This is a genomic window from Pseudomonas sp. RA_15y_Pfl2_54 (genome assembly GCF_963971015.1).
In the GTDB taxonomy this organism is placed as follows: Bacteria; Pseudomonadota; Gammaproteobacteria; order Pseudomonadales; family Pseudomonadaceae; genus Aquipseudomonas; species Aquipseudomonas baetica_A.
Window position 1 is genome coordinate 108,296 of sequence record NZ_CAXAPN010000008.1, and the last position, 21,759, is coordinate 130,054.

Consider the following 21,759-nt stretch of genomic DNA (forward strand, 5'->3'; position numbering starts at 1 on the left):
ATTCAAATACGCCGTGCGGCGTAACGCTTGAGCATGCTTGGAACATCGAGAATCAGTGCAATGCGGCCGTCACCGGTGATGGTGGCGCCGGACATGCCCGGAGTGCCCTGCAGCATTTTGCCCAATGGCTTGATGACCACTTCTTCCTGGCCGACCAGTTGATCGACGACGAAGCCGATCCGCTGAGTGCCCACCGAAAGGATCACCACATGGCCTTCGCGCTGCTCTTCGTGAGCGGCGGAGCTGACCAGCCAGCGCTTGAGGTAGAACAATGGCAGCGCCTTGTCCCGCACGATCACCACTTCCTGGCCGTCCACGACGTTGGTCGTCGACAGGTCGAGGTGGAAGATTTCGTTGACGTTGACCAACGGGAACGCGAACGCCTGATTGCCGAGCATCACCATCAGGGTCGGCATGATCGCAAGCGTCAGCGGTACCTTGATGACAATCTTCGAGCCCTGGCCCTTGGTCGAGTAGATGTTGATCGAACCGTTGAGCTGGGAAATCTTGGTCTTCACCACGTCCATGCCGACACCGCGGCCGGACACGTCGGAGATCTCGGTCTTGGTCGAGAAGCCCGGGGCGAAGATCAGGTTGTAGCACTCGCTATCGCTCAGGCGATCGGCCGCGTCCTTGTCCATCACACCGCGTTTTACCGCGATGGCACGCAGAACGTTCGGGTCCATGCCTTTGCCGTCATCGGAGATCGACAGAAGAATGTGATCGCCTTCCTGCTCGGCCGCCAGAACGACTTTGCCGCCCCGCGCCTTGCCTGAATCTTCACGTTCTTCCGGCGATTCGATACCGTGGTCGACCGCGTTGCGCACCAAGTGGACCAGCGGGTCGGCCAGAGCCTCGACAAGGTTTTTGTCCAGGTCGGTTTCTTCGCCGACCAGTTCCAGGTTGATCTCTTTCTTGAGCTGACGCGCCAGGTCTCGAACCAGGCGTGGGAAGCGCCCGAAGACCTTCTTGATCGGCTGCATCCGGGTTTTCATTACCGCGGTCTGCAAGTCAGCCGTCACCACGTCCAGGTTCGACACGGCTTTGGACATGGCTTCGTCACCACTGTTCAGACCCAGGCGCACCAGACGGTTACGCACCAGCACCAGTTCGCCGACCATGTTCATGATTTCGTCGAGACGCGCGGTGTCGACCCGCACAGTCGTCTCGGCTTCGCTCGCCGGTTTTTCCGGTGGCGGTGCTGCTGGAGCGCGGGCAGGCGCCGGTGCGGCAGCGGCAGCCGGTTTTGGCGTTTCGGCTTTTGGTTCAGGCTTGGCCGCAGGTTTGGGCGCAGCAGCGGCCGGGGCCTTGGCGGCTGGCGTGGCAACAGTCGAAGCGGAACCCGTAGCAGCGGTGCCAACTTCAGAGAACTTGCCTTTGCCATGCAATTCGTCGAGCAGCGATTCGAACTCGTGATCGCTGATCAGATCGCTGCCGGCAGCGGCGGCCGCCGGTGCGGCTGGCGCAGCAGGTGCCGAGGCAATCGCCGACTCCAGCGCATCAACGGCGAAATTGCCTTTGCCGTGCAACTGATCGAGCAACGCTTCGAATTCGTCATCGGTGATGTCCGAGCTGTCGCCCGCCGCCGGTGCTGCCGGAGCCGCCGGAGCCGCCGGTGCTACAGCGTCAGCCGCGAACTGGCCTTTACCGTGCAACTGATCGAGCAATGACTCGAACTCGGCATCGGTAATTTCATCGCTGGCGGCCGCATCGGCAGCTGGCGCAGGCGCAGCAGCCGCCGGGGCTTGGGCTTCAGCCTTGACGGCGTTCAGCGAGTCCAGCAGTTGTTCAAATTCGTTATCGGTGACGTCGCCCGAATCGCCTTCGACGACCAGGTCTTCGATCATCTCGGCCACGGGAGATGCCGGGGCTTCGTCCGCCGTTTGCGGCTCGGCCAGACGCGCCAGGGCGGCCAGCAGCTGCGGGGTGGCCGCCGTGATCGGTGCACGTTCGCGGACTTCGCTGAACATGCTGTTCACCGCGTCCAGTGCTTCGAGGACAACGTCCATCAGTTCTGCATCAACGCGCCGCTCACCCTTACGCAGGATGTCGAACACGTTTTCGGCGATGTGACAGCACTCCACCAGCTCGTTGAGCTGAAGGAAGCCGGCGCCCCCTTTTACAGTGTGGAAACCGCGAAAAATTGCATTGAGCAGATCTGCATCATCCGGACGGCTTTCCAGCTCGACCAGTTGTTCGGACAGTTGCTCAAGAATCTCGCCGGCCTCAACCAGGAAATCCTGAAGGATCTCTTCATCGGCGCCGAAGCTCATTAATGGGGTGCTCCTACAGGTCTAAAAACCCAAAAAACCTAAAATTCCAAAACTCTAGAACCCAAGGCTGGATAACAAATCGTCCACATCGTCCTGACCGGACACAACGTCTTCTCGTTTATCGGCATGAATCTGCGGACCTTCACCCTGCGAGAGATGTTTTTGTGGATCTTTTTCTGCAAGCATCGCCTCACGGTCATGTTCGATGCCCGCAAAGCGGTCCACCTGACTGGCCATGAGCACGAGTTTGAGCAAATTGCTTTCGACTTCGGTGACCAGTTGCGTCACACGCTTGATCACCTGACCGGTGAGGTCCTGGTAATCCTGGGCGAGGAGGATGTCGTTCAGATTGCCCGACACCGCACGGTTGTCCGTGCTGCTGCGCGACAGAAAACCGTCGACCCGGCGCGCCAGTTCACGGAACTCTTCAGCCCCGACCTCGCGACGCATGAAGCGGCCCCAATCGGTGCTCAGCGCCTGGGCTTCTTCAGCCAGGCCATTGACCAGCGGCGTGGCGCTTTCCACCAGATCCATGGTGCGGTTGGCCGCGGCTTCTGTCAGCTTGACCACATAGCCCAGACGCTCGGTGGCGTCGGTGATTTGCGACACTTCCTCAGCCTGCGGCATGTGCGGATCGATCTGAAAGTTGACAATCGCACTGTGCAGTTCGCGCGTGAGCTTGCCCACTTCCTGATACAGGCCGCGGTCACGGGTCTGATTGAGCTCATGGATCAGTTGCACAGCGTCGCCGAACCTGCCTTTTTCAAGGCTTTCGACCAGTTCGACCGCGTGTTTTTTCAGGGTCGACTCGAAATCGCCCTGTGAAGATTCGTTATGCTCCATAGCTCCCCCGCGCGTTCATCAGCCGATGCGTTCGAAAATCTTCTCGATTTTTTCTTTCAACGCCTGGGCCGTGAAAGGTTTGACCACGTAGCCGTTAACACCGGCCTGGGCCGCTTCGATGATCTGTTCGCGCTTGGCTTCAGCGGTCACCATCAGCACGGGCAGGTGCTTGAGTTTTTCATCGGCACGCACGTGGCGCAGCAGGTCGATACCGGTCATGCCCGGCATGTTCCAGTCCGTTACCAGAAAGTCGATGTTTCCGCTGTTGAGTACCGGAATGGCGGTAATGCCATCGTCGGCCTCGACGGTGTTGGTGAACCCCAGATCACGCAGCAGGTTCTTGATGATCCGCCGCATCGTTGAGAAGTCATCAACGATGAGGATTTTCATGTTTTTGTCCAATTCGACCTCCAAGCAGTCTTAAACGCGCCCAGCACCTGGACGCGCCATTTCAATCATTCCGGCGTAGCACTCGAAGACTGTCTGGAACACAACGGAGCAAGACCGGTGCCGCTCATCACCGCACCGGCCTCGTTCGCAGTGTCCCCACACTGCCTTCAGCGCGCTCGCCACTCCCCCAAACGCCCCCGCAAACGGGCCGCGCACTGGCTGTGTAACTGGCTGACCCGCGATTCACTGACGCCAAGGACTTCACCGATCTCCTTGAGGTTCAGCTCTTCGTCGTAGTACAGCGCCAACACCAGTCGCTCACGCTCCGGCAAATTGGCAATCGCGTCCGCCAGCGCTGCCTGGAAGCGTTCATCTTCCAGATCGCGTGACGGCTCAAGATGAGCACTGGCGCCATCCTCGTGCAGCCCTTCGTGTTCGCCGTCCTGCAACAGGTCGTCGAAACTGAACAAGCGACTGCCCAGGGTGTCATTCAAAATCCCGTAGTAATCGTCGAGACTCAATTGGAGTTCGGCCGCAACCTCGTGATCTTTAGCATCACGGCCGGTTTTAGCTTCAATTGCGCGAATTGCGTCGCTGACCATACGGGTGTTGCGGTGAACCGAGCGTGGCGCCCAGTCCCCTTTGCGCACTTCGTCGAGCATCGCGCCGCGGATTCGAATGCCCGCGTACGTTTCGAAACTGGCACCTTTGCTGGCGTCGTATTTGGTCGAGACTTCAAGCAGACCGATCATGCCGGCCTGGATCAGATCCTCGACCTGCACGCTGGCCGGCAGGCGTGCCAGCAAGTGGTAGGCAATGCGCTTGACCAGTGGCGCGTAACGCTCGATCAGTTCGTACTGCGCGTCACGCGCCGACTTCTTGTAGTAATTCATACCGCTGGCTGTCATAGCACGGGCCCTGCCGTTTGCTGCACGAGGCGCTCGACGAAAAACTCAAGGTGGCCACGCGGGTTGGCCGGCAGTGGCCAGGTGTCGACCTTCTGCGCGATGGCCTTGAACGCCAGTGCGCACTTGGAACGCGGAAAGGCTTCATAGACTGCACGCTGCTTCTGCACGGCCTTGCGCACGCTTTCGTCGTAGGGCACGGCGCCGACGTATTGTAGGGCCACATCAAGGAAGCGATCCGTGACCTTGGTCAACTTGGCGAACAGGTTACGGCCCTCCTGCGGGCTCTGCGCCATGTTGGCCAGGACGCGGAAGCGGTTCATGCCGTAATCACGGTTCAACAGTTTGATCAGTGCGTAGGCGTCGGTGATCGAAGTCGGCTCGTCGCAAACCACCAGCAACACTTCCTGCGCCGCGCGCACGAAACTGACTACCGAGTCACCAATGCCCGCAGCGGTGTCGATCACCAGCACGTCGAGATTGTCGCCGATGTCGCTGAAGGCCTGAATCAGGCCGGCATGTTGCGCCGGGCTCAGGTGAACCATGCTCTGGGTGCCGGACGCCGCCGGCACGATGCGAATTCCGCCCGGGCCTTGCAACAGCACGTCGCGCAGTTCGCAGCGGCCTTCGATCACATCGGCCAGCGTGCGTTTGGGGGTCAGCCCCAGCAGAACGTCGACGTTCGCCAGTCCCAGATCGGCGTCCAGCAGCATGACCCGACGGCCAAGCTCTGCCAGCGCCAGCGACAAGTTCACTGACACGTTAGTTTTCCCGACGCCACCTTTGCCGCCGGTCACCGCGATCACCTGTACGGGATGCATGCTGCCCATGTTATTTCTTTACCTTGTCTTGCATAGACGGAGGCCACATTACTGGCTGCGCGTTCACAACCTGAACAATGCATGGCAGACCATCGATGTAGGTACAAAAACTGTTCATGAATACCTCAGCCTACCTGCTTGGTCGGGCTGTGATAGATATCAGCGAACATGTCAGCCATGGCTTCTTCGCTGGGTTCTTCCTGCATTTGCACGCTGACGGCGCGGCTGACCAGTTGATGACGGCGCGGCAGATGCAGATCATCCGGAATCCGTGGGCCATCGGTCAGGTACGCGACCGGCAATTCATGACTGATCGCCAGGCTCAACACTTCGCCAAGGCTGGCCGTTTCATCCAGTTTAGTCAGGATGCACCCGGCAAGCCCGCAACGCTTGTAACTATGATAAGCGGCGGTTAGAACCTGTTTCTGGCTGGTGGTTGCCAAGACCAGATAATTTTTTGAACGGATGCCTCGCCCGGCCAGACTTTCGAGCTGCATGCGCAGTGCCGGATCGCTGGCTTGCAGGCCCGCGGTATCGATCAGCACCACGCGCTTGCGCAGCAATGGATCCAGCGCCTGCACCAGCGATTGGCCCGGGTCGACGTGCGTCACCGGCACATTGAGGATACGACCCAGGGTCTTCAATTGTTCCTGAGCGCCGATACGGAAACTGTCCATGCTCACCAGCGCAACGTTCTGCGCGCCGTACTTAAGCACATAACGGGCAGCGAGTTTAGCCAGCGTGGTGGTCTTGCCCATACCTGCCGGACCGACCATGGCGATCACCCCGCCTTCTTCCAGCGGCTCGACTTCCGGTACGGCGATCATCCGCGCCAGGTGCGCCAGCAGCATGCGCCAGGCCTGACGAGGTTCTTCGATATCGGTGATCATCGCCAGCAGATCGCGCGACAACGGACCGGAGAGACCGATACGTTGCAGACGACGATACAGGTTGGCTTGCGCCGGACGCTTGCCTTGCAACTGATTCCAGGCCAGCGTGCCAAGCTGCACTTCCATCAGTTCGCGCAGGCTGTTCAATTCAAAACGCATCGAATCCAGTGCACGCGGATCAACACCACCGGAAGACTGCGCAGGCGCCGGGGCCGGACGCGCTGGTGCGGCGTAAGTCGGCTCGCTCAGCGGTTCAGCAGCGGTCAGCGGCAGGCCAGCGGTCAACGGCAGGCCGGCGAAGATCTGGCGATTGCTATTGCCATCGGCTTCGCCACGCAGGCTCAACTCGGCCTGAGCGGTGACGATGCGCGACTGGGTCTTGCGCAGCTCATCTTCGAGTTCAATGTTCGGAACCCGCGGCGCCAGCGCCGACAATTTGTAATCCAGCGCCGCCGTCAGCTCGACGCCGCCGGCAATGCGGCGGTTGCCAATGATGGCGGCATCAGCGCCCAGCTCATCACGAACCAGCTTCATGGCCTGACGCATATCGGCGGCGAAAAAACGCTTAACTTGCATAAACCACTACCTCAGCCGTTGGGCCCTACTGTCGCAACGATCGTCACTTGCTTGTTGTCCGGAATTTCCTGGTAGGCCAGCACATGCAGCCCTGGGACGGCGAGGCGACCAAAACGCGAGAGCATCGCGCGGATCGGACCTGCTACCAACAGAATCACCGGTTGACCTTGCATTTCCTGACGCTGCGCCGCTTCGATGAGCGAACGCTGCAGCTTCTCGGCCATGCTTGGTTCCAGCAGAACGCCCTCTTCCGAGCCTTGTCCTGCCTTCTGCAGACTATTGAGCAATATTTGTTCCAACCTTGGTTCCAAGGTGATCACAGGCAGCTCGGACTCAGTGCCTACAATGCTTTGGACGATGGCGCGCGATACGCCGACCCGCACAGCAGCCACCAACGCGGCGGTATCTTGACTCTTCGCGGCGTTGTTGGCGATAGCTTCGGCAATGCTGCGGATGTCGCGCACCGGCACGTGTTCGGCCAACAGCGCCTGCAATACTTTGAGCAGTTGCGACAGCGAAAGCACACCCGGCACCAGCTCTTCAGCCAGTTTCGGCGAACTTTTGGCCAGCAACTGCATGAGTTGCTGCACTTCTTCGTGGCCGATCAACTCGCTGGAATGCTTGTACAGAATCTGGTTCAGGTGAGTGGCGACCACGGTGCTCGCATCGACCACCGTGTAACCCAGCGATTGCGCCTGCGCCCGCTGGCTGATTTCGATCCACACCGCTTCCAGTCCGAAAGCCGGATCTTTGGCGTTGATACCGTTGAGCGCGCCGTAGACCTGCCCCGGATTGATTGCCAACTCGCGATCCGGGTAGATCTCCGCCTCGGCGAGGATCACACCCATCAGGGTCAGGCGATAGGCGCTCGGCGCCAGATCGAGGTTGTCGCGGATATGCACGGTCGGCATCAGGAAGCCCAGATCCTGCGAGAGCTTTTTGCGCACGCCCTTGATTCGCGCCAGCAATTGTCCACCCTGATTGCGATCCACCAGCGGGATCAGGCGATAGCCCACTTCCAGGCCGATCATGTCGATCGGGGTCACGTCGTCCCAACCCAGCTCTTTGGTTTCCATGGCGCGGGCCGGCGATGGCAGCAACTCTTGCTGACGCTTGACCTCTTGCAGCGCTTGAACCTTGGCGACACTTTGTTTTTTCCAGAACAGATAGGCGCCACCGGCGGCCAGCGCGGCCATGCTCAGGAACGAGAAGTGCGGCATGCCCGGCACCAGGCCCATGACCGCCATCAGCCCCGCTGCAACCGCCAGCGCTTTGGGCGAGGCGAACATCTGACGGCTGATCTGTTTGCCCATGTCTTCCGAACCGGAAGCACGCGTCACCATGATCGCTGCCGCTGTCGATAACAACAGTGATGGCAATTGCGCCACCAAACCGTCACCGATGGTCAACAAGGCGTAAACCTTGCCCGCTTCGGCGAAACTCATGTGGTGCTGGAAGATACCGACGGCCACGCCGCCAATGAGGTTGATGAACAGAATCAGCAGACCGGCGATGGCGTCACCGCGCACGAACTTGCTCGCACCGTCCATCGAACCGTAGAACTCGGCCTCTTGGGCGACTTCCGAACGGCGAGCCTTGGCCTGGTTCTGATCGATCAGACCGGCGTTGAGGTCGGCGTCAATCGCCATTTGCTTGCCAGGCATCGCATCGAGGGTGAAGCGCGCGCTCACCTCGGAAATCCGCCCGGCGCCTTTGGTCACCACGACGAAGTTGATGATCATCAGGATCGCGAAGACCACGATACCCACCACGTAGTTACCGCCGATCACCACCTCACCGAAGGCCTGGATCACCTTACCGGCAGCCGCGTGACCATCCTGACCGTTGAGCATCACCACCCGCGTCGACGCCACGTTGAGCGCCAGCCGCAGCAGGGTCGCGACCAGCAGAATCGTCGGGAACACCGCGAAATCCAGCGGCCGCAGGGCGTAAACGCAAACCAGCAGGACGACGATTGACAGGGCTATGTTGAAGGTGAAAAACACGTCCAGCAGGAACGGCGGCACCGGCAACATCATCATGGCCAGCATGACCAGCAGCAACAGCGGCACGCCCAGATTGCCTCGACTGAGATCGGCAACGTTCGAGCGAGCACTGTTGAGTAACTGAGAGCGATCCACCGGTTTTCCTCGTTCCTTTAAAGCAAACTTTTGACGCCCAGAGCGGGCTCACGGCGGGTACTGCAAGAAGCTTTCCAACTTTTGCCGGGGAACGAAATAGCGAGGGAATAAACTCACTCCTACAGGGGACCGCATTCCAAATGTCAGATTGAAATGCATTCCAAACTGGGGAGCGAGCCTGCTCGCGAAAGCTGACTCCCAGGCAATATCTTCCCCCAAAAAAACCGCCGTTCCGAATCAACCGGGACGACGGTTTTTTTATCCATTCAATGACCACTCGTCTGAGACATGTCGACACCTGTCAGATCTGACAGGTGCGCAATCTCCAATTAAGCGCTCTGATAACCCCTGCCCGTTCCCACCGCGCAGGAGCCTCATCCATGACCACCTCAACCCCACCGGACAACACCGTCCTCGTCCTTCGCCCGCCAATAGTCACCGGCCACACCACCCCCGTGGTAGGTGCACATATCGGCGTGTCTTTGTTGAACTATGATCTGGTCGCCGACGGTGAAGGCGCCTTTGTCCTCGTCGATCCACCGGAGCAGGGCACCATGGATCCCGGCGATGTCATGGAGCTTTGGCTTGAGAATGAATCGGAAGCACTGGACAGCGAAACCATTGTCGATCCGGACGTGCGCACCACGTTGCGCATTCCCAGGGGTCGCCTGCATCCGGACAAGGTCAACAAGATGCACTACACCGTCAAGCGTGGCAGCGCCAATCGAGGCACTTCCACACCACCGCTGGAAATCCTCTACAACCTCATCCGCCCCGGCCTGAAGGATCGGTATGACAGCTCTGGTGGCCACTCCGAACTCAAGTTGCTGCTGCCCGATGTGATCAAGAACGGCGTCGGCCCGGACTTCGTCAGCGCCGAAGTGTGCGTGGCCTACCCGTATTGCCGGGCGTATGACCTCATCACCCTCAAGTGCAACGGCGAACTGCTGGAACCCAAGCCCAAGGTCAATCAGAATCAGGCGCCGCAACCGCCGAACCCCGGTGACGAAACCCCCATCACCATTTGCTTCACCGTCACCCGCGCCTTTCTGGACCAGGCGAAACGGCTGGATAAAAAACTGCATTTCTCCTACACCGTCACCGACCAGCTCGGCAACGGCCCGGACACGCCGTGGTCGCCGGTGCATAGCGTGGATGAGGATCTGGATGGCGTCCTGCTGCCGATGCCAATTCTGCTGGAGCGCAAAGAAGACTATCCCGGTGATGACGCGAGCATCATTGACCTGGAAAAACTGGCGGGCGGGCCATTGCTGCTGGTCGTGATGACCAAAGACAACCGCTTTGTGGTGGGAGACGAGATTGTGGCGACCTATACCACTACCGGGCAAACCGCCCCCGTGGTCGTCAGGGGTAAAGTCGAAGAGGATCCGTTCCTTGGGAAATTGCCCAGTTTTCTTGAAGTGTCCAATGACAAGGTCTTCGCTGGCAGCAAGGTGACTGCGATTTATGAATTGCACAGGCCCAATGTGGGGTTGGTGGGGAGTTCCAATACGGCCACCGCAACGGTGACGGGCACAATCCCGGTCGATCTGAAGCCGCCAACCTTGGTGGCACCGGCGACCAACCCGGTTGATGTGTTGGCCTACGAAGAAGGTGTCACTGTGCGCGTCGAACACCTCTTGGCCTTGCCGGGGGACCAGGCTCGGTTGCTGGAAGTTGACCCCAAGCCCGACGCAAAGCCCTTTCCGTTACTGACGCTCAACCAGAATAAACGCGCCAACTTCAAACTTGATCCCGCGTTTCTCGTCGAACGGCGCGGAACAACCATCAAATTGCGCTGGGAATTGATTCGCGGAGGAAAATCCGAAGGTGAGTCCCCGGATCTGGTGCTGACTATCCAACCTATCGCCGAGAATGACCGGCGGTTACCGACACCGAACATCGCAGGCAACACCAGTGATGTGCTGGAAGTTAAAGAACTCATGCCAGACGCGCGGATTCTTGCGCAGAAATGGTTGTTGTTCGAACCAGGTCAACCGCTCTGGGTGACTTGCTCAGGCTTTGACAAGAATGATAACCCTGTCAGCACGGACGTCCGGTCGGGAGAACCTAATGATTCGGCAGATCAATTGTCGGTGGAGGTGCCTGTTGAATTTATCAAAGAACTCAAGGACGGAAGTGTGCTTAAGATTGCATGCGCGATCAATCTGGACGGTTCCACCGATAAAGCTGGAGCAGTGATTTTTCCGCTACGCTCTTACATAATAAAAAGTGCCCTTTCAATATATGAAAATTTTGATAGCACTCCGGTCCAGACCTTTTTTACAAATACACCTGTAAGACTTACGAGTGGCTTGATTATAAATGCATTGAAAAATGTACAAGATACAATGATTACGGGCGTATATGATTACCCATACCAGGGTCGGATGATTGTTATTTCTAGCGGTTCGATAGTCAATTTTAGCTGGGAGGGTCCTGCGACGAGAATAAAATTCGAACTCCGATATATCCATAGACCAAACACCATTACATTTTTTGACACCAGTGTTAACTACATAGAAACAAGACAACTCCCTTATTTTTCCGACAGCACCCCAGTCCCACGGCCTTTTGAATATAAAGCACCTCCAGGACGATACATTTCTTCCTTTCAAATAGATGCAACGGCAGAACTTTCCAGCGACGGCGGCTTCTACCTGGATAATATTACGATAGTCCATGACTAAGGAGAGGGACCACGGGCCCAGACCACGTTTTCCGCTTTTCCGGCTCAAAGGATCGCGGCTGCAACAGATACGCCTCAGGGACAGACGCGCTCCCACAGGGGATGCGCGCCGCTCACAAATCGCTGATCCACCACCGAGAGCGAGCTTGCTCGCGAAGGGGGCCTCACTGCCTACACAAGTTTTTCATCACAGCAACATCAGGAATCGCGGCGTAGATCCGGCGGAATCGGCAAATCATCCTTGAGCGGATCCGGGCGTTTGCCCTTGCCGGCGCGGTATTGGCGAATCTGGTAGACGTAGGCCAACACCTGAGCAACCGCCAGGTAGAGGCCACCAGGAATTTCCTGCTCAAGTTCGGTGGAGTAGTAGATCGAGCGCGCCAGCCCCGGCGATTCGAGGAGCAAAACGTTGTTGGCCACGGCGATTTCGCGAATCTTCAAGGCGAGGAAGTCGCTGCCCTTGGCCAGCAGTATCGGCGCGCCGCCCTTCTCCGAATCGTACTTGAGGGCGACGGCGTAGTGGGTCGGGTTGGTGATGACCACGTCGGCGTCGGGAATCGCCGCCATCATCCGCCGCTGGGACATTTCGCGCTGGGTCTGGCGAATGCGCTGCTTGACCTCCGGCCGCCCTTCCTGGTCCTTGTGCTCGTCGCGCACTTCCTGCTTGGTCATCAGCAGTTTCTTGTGGGCTTCCCAGAGCTGCACCGGCACGTCGACGGCGGCGATGATGATCAGGCCACAGGCCAGCCACAACGCACTCCAGCCGACCAGCGTGACGCTGTGAATGATGGCCATTTCAAGCGGCTCGTGGGCGATCCGCAAAAAGTCGTCGACGTCCGCCGACAACACCGCCAACGCCACGCCCAAGGTAATCAGAAACTTGGCCAGCGCCTTGAGCAGTTCGACCACCGCCTTGAACGAAAACATCCGCTTCAGGCCCGACGCCGGGTTCATCCGACTGAACTTGGGCGCCATGGAGCCCGCCGCAAACAGCCAGCCCCCGAGGGAAATCGGCCCGATCAGCGCCGCCAGCAGCAGGGTGATCATGATCGGCTGGATCGCCAACAGCGCCATCTGGCCCGACTGCAACAGAAACGCGCCCATGGAGCCCTGATCCATGATTACCTCACGGGACAGCGTGAAGTTCAGGCGCATCAGCTCCATCAAGTCTTCAGCCAACATGCCGCCGAACACCAGCAGCGCGCCGGCACCGGCCATCATCACGGCAAGGGTGTTGAGTTCTTTGGAACGAGCGATCTCACCCTTCTCGCGGGAGTCCTTTTTACGTTTTTCCGTGGGGTCTTCTGTTTTGTCCTGACCACTTTCGCTCTCCGCCATGACTCAGCGCGCCCGTGCCAGTTCGCGTAACAACTGCAAGGCCTCGGTGGCCAGCGGTTGATACTGATTGAGAATATCCGCCAGACCAACCCAGACGATGAACAGCCCGAGCACCAGAGTCAGCGGGAAACCGATGGAGAAAATGTTCAATTGAGGCGCCGCACGGGTCATCACGCCAAACGCGATGTTGACCACCAGCAGCGCAGTGACCGCCGGCAATACCAGCAATAATGCAGCCCCCAGCACCCAGCCGAGTTTGCCGGCCAGCTCCCAGTACTGCGCGGTCATCAAACCGCCGCCGACGGGCAGCGTGGTGAAGCTTTCGGTGAGGACTTCGAACACTACCAAATGGCCGTTCATCGACAGGAACAACAGGGTCACGAGCATGGTAAAGAACTGCCCGATCACCGCCACCGAGACGCCGTTGGCCGGGTCGACCATCGAGGCGAAGCCCATACCCATCTGTATCGCGACGATCTGTCCGGCCACGGCAAACGCCTGAAAGAACAACTGCAGGGAAAACCCCAGAACGGCGCCGACCAGGATCTGCTCGGCAATCAGCAGCAAACCGCTGAGATCCAATGGGCTGACCGCCGGCATCGGCGGCAGGCTCGGCGCAATGCACACGGTGATGGCCACGGCGAAATACAAGCGTATCCGGCGCGACACCAGGGTCGTGCCGAACACTGGCATCACCATGAGCATTGAGGCGACGCGAAACAGCGGCAACATGAACGAGGCCACCCAGGTACTGATCTGGGTATCGGTCAGCTGAAGCAGCGATTGCATGGCTTAGCCGATGACCATCGGTATGTTTTTGTACAACTGGATGATGTATTCCATGAACGTCTGCACGATCCAGGGGCCTGCGACGATCAGGGTCACCAGCATCACCAGCAGACGCGGCAGGAAGCTCAGGGTCTGTTCGTTGATCTGGGTCGCGGCCTGGAACATCGCCACCATCAAACCGACCAACAGGCTCGGCACCACCAGAATCGCAACCATCAATGTAGTCAGCCACAGTGCTTCACGAAAGATATCGACGGCGACTTCTGGCGTCATGGCGAGACACCTCCGAAACTGCTGGCCAGGGTGCCGATGATCAGCGCCCAGCCATCGACCAGTACGAACAGCATGATCTTGAACGGCAGCGAAATGATCAGCGGCGAGAGCATCATCATACCCATCGCCATCAGCACACTGGCCACGACCAGGTCGATGATCAGGAACGGGATGAAGATCATGAAACCGATCTGGAACGCGGTTTTAAGCTCCGAAGTGACAAACGCCGGTACCAGAATCGTCAGCGGCGCCTGATCAGGCGTGGCGATGTCGGTACGTTTGGACAGACGCATGAACAGCTCAAGGTCGCTGGAACGAGTCTGCGCGAGCATGAAGTCCTTGATCGGCACCTGCGCCTTTTCCACCGCTTGCTGAGCGGTGAGTTTTTCCGCCAGATAGGGTTGCAAGGCATCGTTGTTCACCCGGTCGAACACTGGCGCCATGATGAACATCGTCAAAAACAGCGCCATACCTGTGAGGATCTGGTTCGACGGTGTCTGTTGCAGGCCAAGGGCCTGACGCAGAATCGAGAAGACGATGATGATCCGGGTGAAACTGGTCATCAGGATGACCGCCGCCGGGATAAAGCTCAGCGCGGTCATGATCAGCAGAATCTGCAGACTGACCGAATACTCCTGCGCGCCGTCGGCGTTGGTGCCCAGCGTGATTGCCGGGATCGACAACGGATCGGCGGCGAACGCCAGTGGCGCGGCCAGCAACAGGGCCAGCGTCAAGACGATGCGTAGCGCACCCATTACTTCGTATCCTTCTGATCCTTGCCGAGAATCTTCAGCAGATGCTGAGCAAATTCAGGGGTCGCTTTTTCACGGGTCGCAGGCACTTCGACCGGTTCCTTGAGCACATGCAGCGCGGTGATGGTGCCGGGGCTGAGCCCAAGCAAAATCTGCTCGTTGCCGACCTGCACCAGCAGCAAGCGGTCACGCGGACCGAGTGCGCGTGAACCGATCAGTTCGATCACTTGCCCCTTGCCGGCAGGTCCGGCCTGCTGGACCCGGCGCAACAGCCAGGCAAGGAAGAAGATCACCCCCAGCACCAGCAACAGGCCAAACACCAACTGCGTCAATTGCCCGGCCACACCGCTGCTCACCATTGGCGCGGTCGCAGCAGGCACACTGGTGGCGGTCGACGGTTCGGCGGCCAGCACGCTCAGCGGCAATGCCAGCAAAGCCCAGAGAAACCGTTTCACTCAGCGCAGCTTCTTGATGCGTTCGCTTGGGCTGATCACGTCGGTCAGGCGGATGCCGAACTTCTCGTTGACCACGACCACTTCACCGTGAGCGATCAGGGTGCCGTTGACCAGCACATCCAGCGGCTCACCCGCCAGACGATCGAGCTCGATCACTGACCCCTGGTTCAGTTGCAGCAGATTGCGAATGTTGATGTCGGTACTGCCCACTTCCATCGAGATGGACACCGGGATATCCAGGATCACGTCCAGGTTCGGACCGTCCAGTGTGACCGGGTCGTTATTCTTCGGCACGCTGCCAAACTCTTCCATCGTCAGACGGTCGGAGCTCGATGCGCCGGCATCAGCGGCCAGCAAGGCGTCGATGTCAGCCTGGCCGTCGCCAGTCTCTTCCAGGGCAGCAGCCCATTCATCGGCCAGTGCCTGATCGTCCTGGGCGTTCATATCGTCGTTCATCATTTGTCCTCGGCGGGCAAAAATTCAGCTAAATGTGTGGGGGTGAGAGCGCCGCTTCAGCGACGCTCGATGGGCTCGATTACCTGCAACGCGAGGTTGCCTTTGTGCGAACCCATCTTGACCTTGAAGGCTGGCACGCCGTTGGCGCGCATGATCATGTCTTCCGGCATTTCAACCGGGATCACATCGCCCGGCTGCATGTGCAGGATGTCGCGCAGCTTCAACTGACGGCGAGCAACGGTGGCGCCGATCGGTACGTCGACATCGAGCACGTCCTGGCGCAGGGCGTTGACCCAGCGTTCGTCCTGATCGTCGAGATCGGACTGGAAACCGGCGTCGAGCATTTCGCGCACCGGCTCGATCATCGAGTACGGCATGGTCACGTGCAGATCGCCGCCACCGCCATCGAGTTCGATGTGGAACGTGGAGACCACAATCGCTTCGCTCGGGCCGACGATGTTGGCCATGGCCGGGTTCACTTCCGAGTTGATGTACTCGAAATTGACTTCCATGATCGCCTGCCAGGCTTCTTTCAGATCGACGAACGCCTGCTCCAGCACCATGCGCACCACGCGCAGTTCGGTCGGGGTGAACTCACGCCCTTCGATCTTGGCGTGACGGCCGTCGCCGCCGAAGAAGTTGTCCACCAGTTTGAACACCAGTTTGGCGTCGAGGATGAACAGCGCGGTGCCGCGCAAAGGTTTGATCTTGACCAGGTTGAGACTGGTCGGCACGTACAGCGAGTGCACGTATTCGCCGAACTTCATCACCTGCACGCCACCGACGGCAACGTCCGCCGAGCGGCGCAGCATGTTGAACATGCTGATACGTGTGTAGCGGGCAAAACGCTCGTTGATCATTTCCAGGGTCGGCATACGCCCGCGGACGATGCGATCCTGACTGGTCAGGTCGTAGCTTTTGACACTGCCGGGTTCGGCAGCGTTATCGGTCTGTACCAGACCATCGTCGACGCCATGCAACAACGCGTCGATTTCATCCTGGGACAGCAGATCCTGCACGGCCATGTCGTGTTCCTACTGCAGTACGAAATTAGTGAAAAGCAACTGTTCGATCACCACTTTGCCCAGCTCTTTCTGCGCCACTTCCTGGACGCTGGCTGTGGCCTTCTGGCGCAACATCTCTTGCCCGACCGGGGTCGCCAGAGTGGCAAAATCCTGACCGGAGAAGAGCATCACCAGGTTATTGCGGATCACCGGCATGTGCACTTTGAGCGCTTCCAGATCGGCCTGATTACGCGCCAGCATGGTGATACTCACCTGCATGTAGCGCTGACGGCCGTTCTGGTTGTAGTTGGCGACGAATGCCGGCGCCATCGGCTCGAAAATCGCCGGTTGCTTACCAACCGGAACAGTCTCGGCCGCCTCGGCAGATTTGCTCTGGGCACTGTGCATGAAGAACCAGGTCGCCCCCACAGACGCGCCGATGGCCAGCAGCAATGCCAGCACGATCACAATGATCAGCTTGAGTTTGCCTTTGGTTGCAGGGTCTTTTACTGCTGCTGTTTCGCTCTTCGCCATGCCAATAATCCGTCACTATTCGGGTTTTCACAGTCGCACGGCAAGGCAAGAGCAAGTGTTATGCCAGAAGTGTCGGAGCAAATTGGGAGAACACACAAAACCAATGTGGGAGCGGGCTTGCTCGCGAATGCAGTGTGTCAGCCAACATTAATGTTGAATGTCATTGCGCATTCGCGAGCAAGCCCGCTCCCACAGGGGGTACTGGGTTGTGTCAGGCGTAGTAGTCGACGGCGCTGGAGCCAATCACGCTGGTGGTCTGCGCGACAGCTTCGGCCACGCTGACAGGCGCCAATTCTTCATCCGCCGAATCCAGTCGGCCACCGGCAGCACTGGTGCGACCGCTTTGGCCCTGCTGCGCCTGATCCTGACCTTGCTGCCCCTGCCAGCCACGGTTCTGGTCAGACACATTGACGTCGACCTGCCCCATACCCTGCTGGGCGAACATCTCGCGCAGACGATGCATCTGCCCGTCCAGCGCCTCACGCACACTCGGGTGTGCACTCATGAACGTCACCTGAGTCTGCTGGTCCGGAACCATATTGACCCGGATATCCAGACGCCCCAGTTCAGCCGGCTGCAACTGAATATCCGCCGCCTTCAGATTGGCGCTCGACAGATACATGACGCGGTTGACCACTTCTTCAGTCCAGCCGCTTTGATGCATGGCGATTGGCTGGCTTACCGGTACGACGTTGGCGGTCTTAGGCGTGGCTGCCTGGGTCAGTGCCGCCAGACGGTTGGCGAAGTCGTCGACCCGAGTGTCACTGGTGGCGGATTTGAGGTCTTTGAGCCCGTCATCGATCAGGCCGCTGAAAGCCTTCTCCCCACCCTGACTGGTACTGTCCTTGTCGGCCTGCACATCGAGCATGCTGGCCATGCCCGCGGCGAAGTTCTGCGCCGAGGTCAATTCACCGTCGGCCTGAGCCTGTGCGGGAGCAGCTTTGGGTTGCGCCTGACTGGCAGAGGAAATGTGTCCGCCCTGCTCCATCGCCATGCGCACCACCGGGAGCGAGTCGAGGGGATCGGCTGCCGGGTCGAAATCACTGTCGGCGGTGGCCGAAGGGTCCTTGACCGCACTGGGCTGCAAGGCTACTGCCGGGGTATCGGTTTTGGTGGAAGGTGTCGCTTCGACAACCGGGGCCGGCCCCACAGGAGCCGTGACGACCGGTTGCACGCTTTCTGCCAGTGCCGGATCGACCGGTGTAGCGTCCGCCACTGGGGCCTGAGCGGTGTCCGGGCTGTCGTCGCTGTTGTTTGTCTTGTCGTCGGCTGCCGGTGTTTTGTCGGCAGGCAAGTCATTGCCGCTATCGGCAACCGTCGGTTGTGCGGCGGCAGCCGAATCCTTGCCAACGTCCGTTTTACCGCTGTTGTCAGCAACCTTGTCACGCGCCGGTTTAATCGCCATGTCGGGGGTTGCGGCAGATTTTCTCGGGCCTTGATCGGCAAACACTTCAGCGAAGCTTGAGGCCTTGCCCCCGGCGTCCAGGGCCATTGCCGACGACTTGGCAGAGGCAGCTTGAGCCTTCGCCTGAGCGGCGCTCTGAAGAAGAATGTTGGGGGTCGCAGGCATAAAACGGTCTCCGCTGCACTGGGATCGTAGGTACAGTTGACCGAGATAGCTGCAAGTGCCGGGCCAGTTTTGTCCGGCGCCGAAGAAAAGCGCCGGACGGTGGGAGTCAGTGAGTCAGCGCTTGCTGTCGCTCTTTTTCGTAGACAGCGCTTATAAACTCAAACTCGCCAATGATATCGGCGATCAGTTGGGCAATTTGCGTCGCACTCTTGTCCTTGGCTTCGGCTTCCAGTTCACGACACAGTTCAGCCAATCGAATGGCTCCCATGTTACTGGCACTGCCCTTGAAACTATGGGCAACGTCCGACAGCGCTTTGGCGTCGACGGTGACTTGAAGATCGTCCAGACGCAGCCTGGAGTCGGCCAGAAAGGTATCCAGCAGTTCCGGGTAACCTTCCTCCATGACTTCGCGCAGGACGCTCAGCGTTTCGTGATCCACATGTTCGTCAGTCACTTGCTCACTCCTTGATCAAGAATTGCGCGGATTATGCACCAACCCCCCAGGAAAATTCCACGCGGGCACTACGGCCCTGGTCCGACCAGCTCGCGTTGCGCCCCAATTGGCGGATCAAGCTGACACCACGCCCCGACAGACGGACATCTTCGATTGGCCGATCCATCACCCGGGCAACATCAAAGCCCTTGCCACTGTCTTCAACCCGAATGACCAGACAGCCACCTGAACCTTGCGGCTGCACCTGTAGATGTACGCGGACATAACCGTCCTGCAATGCTTCCAGACGCGCATTGCGCTGTTCATAGTAGCGGGCGAATCCGGCAGCATCGCGTTTGAGACTGGAATCCAGCCCCAACACTCCGTGCTCCAGTGCATTGGAATACAACTCGGCGAGCACGCTGTACAACGCGCCGCTTTGCGCTCGCAACCCATGCACTTCGAGCAGCAACTGCAACAGGTATGGCAATGGATTGAAACGCTTGAGCGTAGCGCCGCGAAACTCGAAGCTCACCGACCAGTCCAGCGGGCACGACTGGCCGCTGTCCGAATACATCGGCTGCGAAGGATTGGCCTGCACTGGCTCCAGCAGGCTGATCTCGACCATGCTCACGTCATCACGCGCCTCACCACGAAAATCGCACAGCGCCCGCTCGATATCCTCGAACAACCGATCAGGCTCGCGATTGGCAGCAAACACCTGCTGCAAACGCTCGACACCGAACAGTTGATCATGGGCATTGCTGGTGTCGATCACCCCGTCGGACAACAGGAAAACCCGATCACCGACAGCCATCGGATAGACTTGCGTACTGTCATCGAACGCTTGCGGACTCAGAACGCCCAGCGGCAGATGCTGCGCGGCCAACGGAATACGCTCGCCGCTGGCAATCCGGTGCAGATAGCCGTCAGGCATGCCGCCGTTCCAGACCTCCACCGAACGCCTCTGGAAACTCAGGCACAGCAGCGTTGCGCAGCAAAACATGTCCACCGGCAAAATACGCTTGAGCTTGGCATTCATCTCTCGCAGGGTTTCGGCCAGGCCGTAGCCCTTGGCCGTCATGCCGTAAAACACTTCGGCCAACGGCATGGCACCCACCGCGGCCGGCAAACCGTGGCCGGTAAAATCGCCTAACAGCAAATACATGTCGCCCGCGGGGGTGTGCGCCGCCAGCAGCAGGTCACCATTGAACAGCGCATAGGGCGATTGCAAATAGCGGATATTCGGCGCACTCAGACAACCGGAATGCGCGACCTTATCAAACACCGCTTTGGCGACACGTTGCTCATTGAGCAAATAATGGTGATGTTTGGCAATCAGGTCGCGCTGTTGCAGCACAGTGGCCTGCAAACGGCGCAACCGATCCATCGCCTTGATTTTGGCGGCGAGGATGACCTGGTTGTAGGGCTTCGCCAGAAAGTCGTCACCTCCTGCCTCAAGGCAACGCGCCAGGGCTTCACTTTCGGTCAGCGACGTGAGGAAGATGATCGGCACCAGGGTTTCCCCTGCCAGCGCCTTGATCTGTCGCGCGGCCTCGAAACCGTCCATCACCGGCATCATCGCGTCCATCAGGACAAGACTGGGTTGCTGACGGCGGAAAATATCGACGGCTTCGGCACCGTTGGCCGCCGTGAGCACTTCATGGCCCTGACGACGAACGATGGTCGACAGCAGCAAACGGTCAGCGGCGCTGTCTTCGGCGATCAGGATCGTCAGCGGCTCTTGCGCCTGCATGGTCGTCAACTGATGTGGAAGAGCTTGTCGAAGTTGGAAATGGCGAGAATTTTGCGTACGTCGGAGCTGCTGTTGACCACCCGTACGTCCGATTCATCACCGCCAGCATGATCGCGCAGCAGGAGCAGCATGCCCAGCGCAGAGCTGTCGAGATAGGTCGCGTCTTTAAGGTCGACCACGATGGACTCAGGCTTACGGCTGAGCCCCTCATAAGACTCGCGAAACTCCTGATGGCGACCGAAATCGAAACGCCCCTTGACCGAGATCGTCAGTTTTTGACCATCCGGAGATACTTCTCTAACGACTGACATTGACTGGCTTCCTTGTCATTGCGAACGTGTACAAGGTTTAGCACTTGGCATGCGCAGGAGCAAGGCGCAATACACGATCAAATACATGTACGAGCTTGAGGTACTTATTTTTAGTAAGGATCATGTCGGGGTAGACGTTGGGACAACTCGTCGAGCAACTTCTGCTCGCGTTTGTCTTCAAGGCGCTGCGCCTCCTCGCGATAGCGCTGCACCAGTTTGCGCAGGCCTTCAACTTTGGCGAAGGCCTGCTGCCAAGCCTCACGCGCCTTGTCCAAATTATTCTGATGCCAGACCAGGCTCTGGCGCTGCTGATCAACGGCGGTGTCGAGTTGCGCCAGAAACCCCTGAAACCCTAGCAGCCATTGCCCGCTAACACCGGTGCTGCCGCGCACAATCCATTGCTGCGAGTAATCCAGGCGAAAGGCATGCAGGTCGGCGAGCTTGCTTTCGGCTACCTTCACTTGCCCCTGGAAATAGCCCAAACGCTGCACGGCGGTTTTCTCGGCTTGCTCGGCCATGTCCACTACCGGCGCCAGGCGCGCTGCTCGGCTGACAGCCAT

Annotated in this window: 21 protein-coding genes; 1 reads left to right on the forward strand and 20 read right to left on the reverse strand. The window is 58.9% G+C overall.

Going from position 1 to position 21,759, the window contains the following annotated elements:
• Positions 1 to 2 precede the first annotated feature (2 nt).
• The 7 genes from AACY50_RS08325 to flhA form a co-directional block, all read right to left on the reverse strand.
• Positions 3 to 2,273 carry a chemotaxis protein CheA gene (locus AACY50_RS08325; RefSeq protein ID WP_339494933.1) on the reverse strand — a complete coding sequence of 757 codons (2,271 nt, stop codon included), beginning with the start codon at positions 2,271 to 2,273 and terminating at the stop codon, positions 3 to 5.
• A gap of 54 nt (positions 2,274 to 2,327) precedes the next feature.
• Positions 2,328 to 3,116, reverse strand: a complete 789-nt coding sequence (locus tag AACY50_RS08330; RefSeq protein WP_339465209.1) for a protein phosphatase CheZ — start codon at positions 3,114 to 3,116, stop codon at positions 2,328 to 2,330.
• An 18-nt stretch (positions 3,117 to 3,134) separates the two neighbouring features.
• Positions 3,135 to 3,506, reverse strand: a complete 372-nt coding sequence (locus AACY50_RS08335; RefSeq protein ID WP_221731959.1) for a chemotaxis response regulator CheY — start codon at positions 3,504 to 3,506, stop codon at positions 3,135 to 3,137.
• A 167-nt stretch (positions 3,507 to 3,673) separates the two neighbouring features.
• The gene (gene fliA, locus AACY50_RS08340) at positions 3,674 to 4,414 is read right to left on the reverse strand and encodes an RNA polymerase sigma factor FliA (RefSeq protein ID WP_003222919.1); all 741 of its coding nucleotides are present in this window, start codon (positions 4,412 to 4,414) and stop codon (positions 3,674 to 3,676) included.
• The gene (gene fleN / locus AACY50_RS08345; RefSeq protein WP_003222917.1) at positions 4,411 to 5,241 is read right to left on the reverse strand and encodes a flagellar synthesis regulator FleN; all 831 of its coding nucleotides are present in this window, start codon (positions 5,239 to 5,241) and stop codon (positions 4,411 to 4,413) included. Before fleN ends, fliA begins: the two co-directional genes overlap by 4 nt.
• A 116-nt stretch (positions 5,242 to 5,357) precedes the next feature.
• Complete coding sequence (gene flhF / locus AACY50_RS08350; RefSeq protein ID WP_339433590.1) at positions 5,358 to 6,698, reverse strand: flagellar biosynthesis protein FlhF; 1,341 nt, start codon at positions 6,696 to 6,698, stop codon at positions 5,358 to 5,360.
• 11 nt (positions 6,699 to 6,709) lie between these two features.
• A complete protein-coding gene (gene flhA, locus AACY50_RS08355; RefSeq protein ID WP_339433589.1) occupies positions 6,710 to 8,839 on the reverse strand; it encodes a flagellar biosynthesis protein FlhA in 2,130 nt (709 codons plus the stop codon).
• A 380-nt stretch (positions 8,840 to 9,219) separates the two neighbouring features.
• On the opposite strand from flhA, the gene AACY50_RS08360 reads away from it, so the two are divergent.
• Complete coding sequence (locus AACY50_RS08360; RefSeq protein ID WP_339538437.1) at positions 9,220 to 11,529, forward strand: hypothetical protein; 2,310 nt, start codon at positions 9,220 to 9,222, stop codon at positions 11,527 to 11,529.
• Between the two features lie 197 nt (positions 11,530 to 11,726).
• Here the strand turns inward: AACY50_RS08360 and flhB are convergent, their stop codons facing one another.
• The 13 genes from flhB to fliJ all read right to left on the reverse strand — a co-directional run bounded on the left by flhB (position 11,727) and on the right by fliJ (position 21,759).
• Positions 11,727 to 12,866 (reverse strand): flagellar biosynthesis protein FlhB, encoded by a 1,140-nt coding sequence (gene flhB / locus AACY50_RS08365; RefSeq protein WP_339538438.1) that lies wholly within the window; start codon positions 12,864 to 12,866, stop codon positions 11,727 to 11,729.
• A 3-nt stretch (positions 12,867 to 12,869) separates the two neighbouring features.
• Complete coding sequence (fliR, locus tag AACY50_RS08370) at positions 12,870 to 13,655, reverse strand: flagellar biosynthetic protein FliR (RefSeq protein ID WP_122593412.1); 786 nt, start codon at positions 13,653 to 13,655, stop codon at positions 12,870 to 12,872.
• 3 nt (positions 13,656 to 13,658) lie between these two features.
• Positions 13,659 to 13,928, reverse strand: a complete 270-nt coding sequence (gene fliQ, locus AACY50_RS08375; RefSeq protein ID WP_339432599.1) for a flagellar biosynthesis protein FliQ — start codon at positions 13,926 to 13,928, stop codon at positions 13,659 to 13,661.
• Complete coding sequence (gene fliP, locus AACY50_RS08380) at positions 13,925 to 14,683, reverse strand: flagellar type III secretion system pore protein FliP (RefSeq protein WP_339432600.1); 759 nt, start codon at positions 14,681 to 14,683, stop codon at positions 13,925 to 13,927. The genes fliQ and fliP overlap by 4 nt, the downstream gene beginning before the upstream one ends.
• On the reverse strand, positions 14,683 to 15,135 hold the full coding sequence (gene fliO, locus AACY50_RS08385) for a flagellar biosynthetic protein FliO (protein ID WP_339538439.1): 453 nt from the start codon (positions 15,133 to 15,135) through the stop codon (positions 14,683 to 14,685). Before fliO ends, fliP begins: the two co-directional genes overlap by 1 nt.
• Positions 15,136 to 15,591 (reverse strand): flagellar motor switch protein FliN, encoded by a 456-nt coding sequence (gene fliN, locus AACY50_RS08390; RefSeq protein ID WP_401138226.1) that lies wholly within the window; start codon positions 15,589 to 15,591, stop codon positions 15,136 to 15,138. It abuts the gene before it with no gap.
• Positions 15,592 to 15,647: 56 nt separating this feature from the next.
• A complete protein-coding gene (fliM, locus tag AACY50_RS08395; protein ID WP_003222890.1) occupies positions 15,648 to 16,616 on the reverse strand; it encodes a flagellar motor switch protein FliM in 969 nt (322 codons plus the stop codon).
• 9 nt (positions 16,617 to 16,625) lie between these two features.
• Complete coding sequence (gene fliL / locus AACY50_RS08400) at positions 16,626 to 17,129, reverse strand: flagellar basal body-associated protein FliL (protein WP_221731974.1); 504 nt, start codon at positions 17,127 to 17,129, stop codon at positions 16,626 to 16,628.
• Positions 17,130 to 17,340: 211 nt separating this feature from the next.
• Positions 17,341 to 18,699, reverse strand: coding sequence for a flagellar hook-length control protein FliK (locus AACY50_RS08405; protein ID WP_339432602.1), 1,359 nt, complete (start codon positions 18,697 to 18,699; stop codon positions 17,341 to 17,343).
• A gap of 106 nt (positions 18,700 to 18,805) precedes the next feature.
• Positions 18,806 to 19,153, reverse strand: a complete 348-nt coding sequence (locus AACY50_RS08410) for an Hpt domain-containing protein (protein ID WP_339432603.1) — start codon at positions 19,151 to 19,153, stop codon at positions 18,806 to 18,808.
• Between the two features lie 31 nt (positions 19,154 to 19,184).
• Entirely contained in the window at positions 19,185 to 20,888 is a 1,704-nt protein-coding gene (locus AACY50_RS08415) for an ATP-binding SpoIIE family protein phosphatase (RefSeq protein ID WP_339432604.1), read from the reverse strand.
• A 5-nt stretch (positions 20,889 to 20,893) separates the two neighbouring features.
• A complete protein-coding gene (locus tag AACY50_RS08420) occupies positions 20,894 to 21,199 on the reverse strand; it encodes an STAS domain-containing protein (protein ID WP_339432605.1) in 306 nt (101 codons plus the stop codon).
• A 110-nt stretch (positions 21,200 to 21,309) separates the two neighbouring features.
• On the reverse strand, positions 21,310 to 21,759 hold the full coding sequence (fliJ, locus tag AACY50_RS08425; RefSeq protein WP_339432606.1) for a flagellar export protein FliJ: 450 nt from the start codon (positions 21,757 to 21,759) through the stop codon (positions 21,310 to 21,312).

What these genes read in the sequence shown, in the direction of transcription:
- fliJ (WP_339432606.1), bottom strand. Translation starts at nt 21,759, where the DNA reads ATGGCTGTCAGCCGAGCAGCGCGCCTGGCGCCGGTAGTGGACATGGCC.
- AACY50_RS08415 (WP_339432604.1), bottom strand. Translation starts at nt 20,888, where the DNA reads ATGCAGGCGCAAGAGCCGCTGACGATCCTGATCGCCGAAGACAGCGCC.
- fliR (WP_122593412.1), bottom strand. Translation starts at nt 13,655, where the DNA reads ATGCAATCGCTGCTTCAGCTGACCGATACCCAGATCAGTACCTGGGTG.
- fliQ (WP_339432599.1), bottom strand. Translation starts at nt 13,928, where the DNA reads ATGACGCCAGAAGTCGCCGTCGATATCTTTCGTGAAGCACTGTGGCTG.
- AACY50_RS08360 (WP_339538437.1), top strand. Translation starts at nt 9,220, where the DNA reads ATGACCACCTCAACCCCACCGGACAACACCGTCCTCGTCCTTCGCCCG.
- flhB (WP_339538438.1), bottom strand. Translation starts at nt 12,866, where the DNA reads ATGGCGGAGAGCGAAAGTGGTCAGGACAAAACAGAAGACCCCACGGAA.
- AACY50_RS08335 (WP_221731959.1), bottom strand. Translation starts at nt 3,506, where the DNA reads ATGAAAATCCTCATCGTTGATGACTTCTCAACGATGCGGCGGATCATC.
- flhF (WP_339433590.1), bottom strand. Translation starts at nt 6,698, where the DNA reads ATGCAAGTTAAGCGTTTTTTCGCCGCCGATATGCGTCAGGCCATGAAG.
- AACY50_RS08330 (WP_339465209.1), bottom strand. Translation starts at nt 3,116, where the DNA reads ATGGAGCATAACGAATCTTCACAGGGCGATTTCGAGTCGACCCTGAAA.
- fliL (WP_221731974.1), bottom strand. Translation starts at nt 17,129, where the DNA reads ATGGCGAAGAGCGAAACAGCAGCAGTAAAAGACCCTGCAACCAAAGGC.
- fliA (WP_003222919.1), bottom strand. Translation starts at nt 4,414, where the DNA reads ATGACAGCCAGCGGTATGAATTACTACAAGAAGTCGGCGCGTGACGCG.
- fleN (WP_003222917.1), bottom strand. Translation starts at nt 5,241, where the DNA reads ATGGGCAGCATGCATCCCGTACAGGTGATCGCGGTGACCGGCGGCAAA.
- fliN (WP_401138226.1), bottom strand. Translation starts at nt 15,591, where the DNA reads ATGAACGACGATATGAACGCCCAGGACGATCAGGCACTGGCCGATGAA.
- AACY50_RS08325 (WP_339494933.1), bottom strand. Translation starts at nt 2,273, where the DNA reads ATGAGCTTCGGCGCCGATGAAGAGATCCTTCAGGATTTCCTGGTTGAG.
- AACY50_RS08405 (WP_339432602.1), bottom strand. Translation starts at nt 18,699, where the DNA reads ATGCCTGCGACCCCCAACATTCTTCTTCAGAGCGCCGCTCAGGCGAAG.
- fliP (WP_339432600.1), bottom strand. Translation starts at nt 14,683, where the DNA reads ATGGGTGCGCTACGCATCGTCTTGACGCTGGCCCTGTTGCTGGCCGCG.
- AACY50_RS08420 (WP_339432605.1), bottom strand. Translation starts at nt 21,199, where the DNA reads ATGTCAGTCGTTAGAGAAGTATCTCCGGATGGTCAAAAACTGACGATC.
- fliM (WP_003222890.1), bottom strand. Translation starts at nt 16,616, where the DNA reads ATGGCCGTGCAGGATCTGCTGTCCCAGGATGAAATCGACGCGTTGTTG.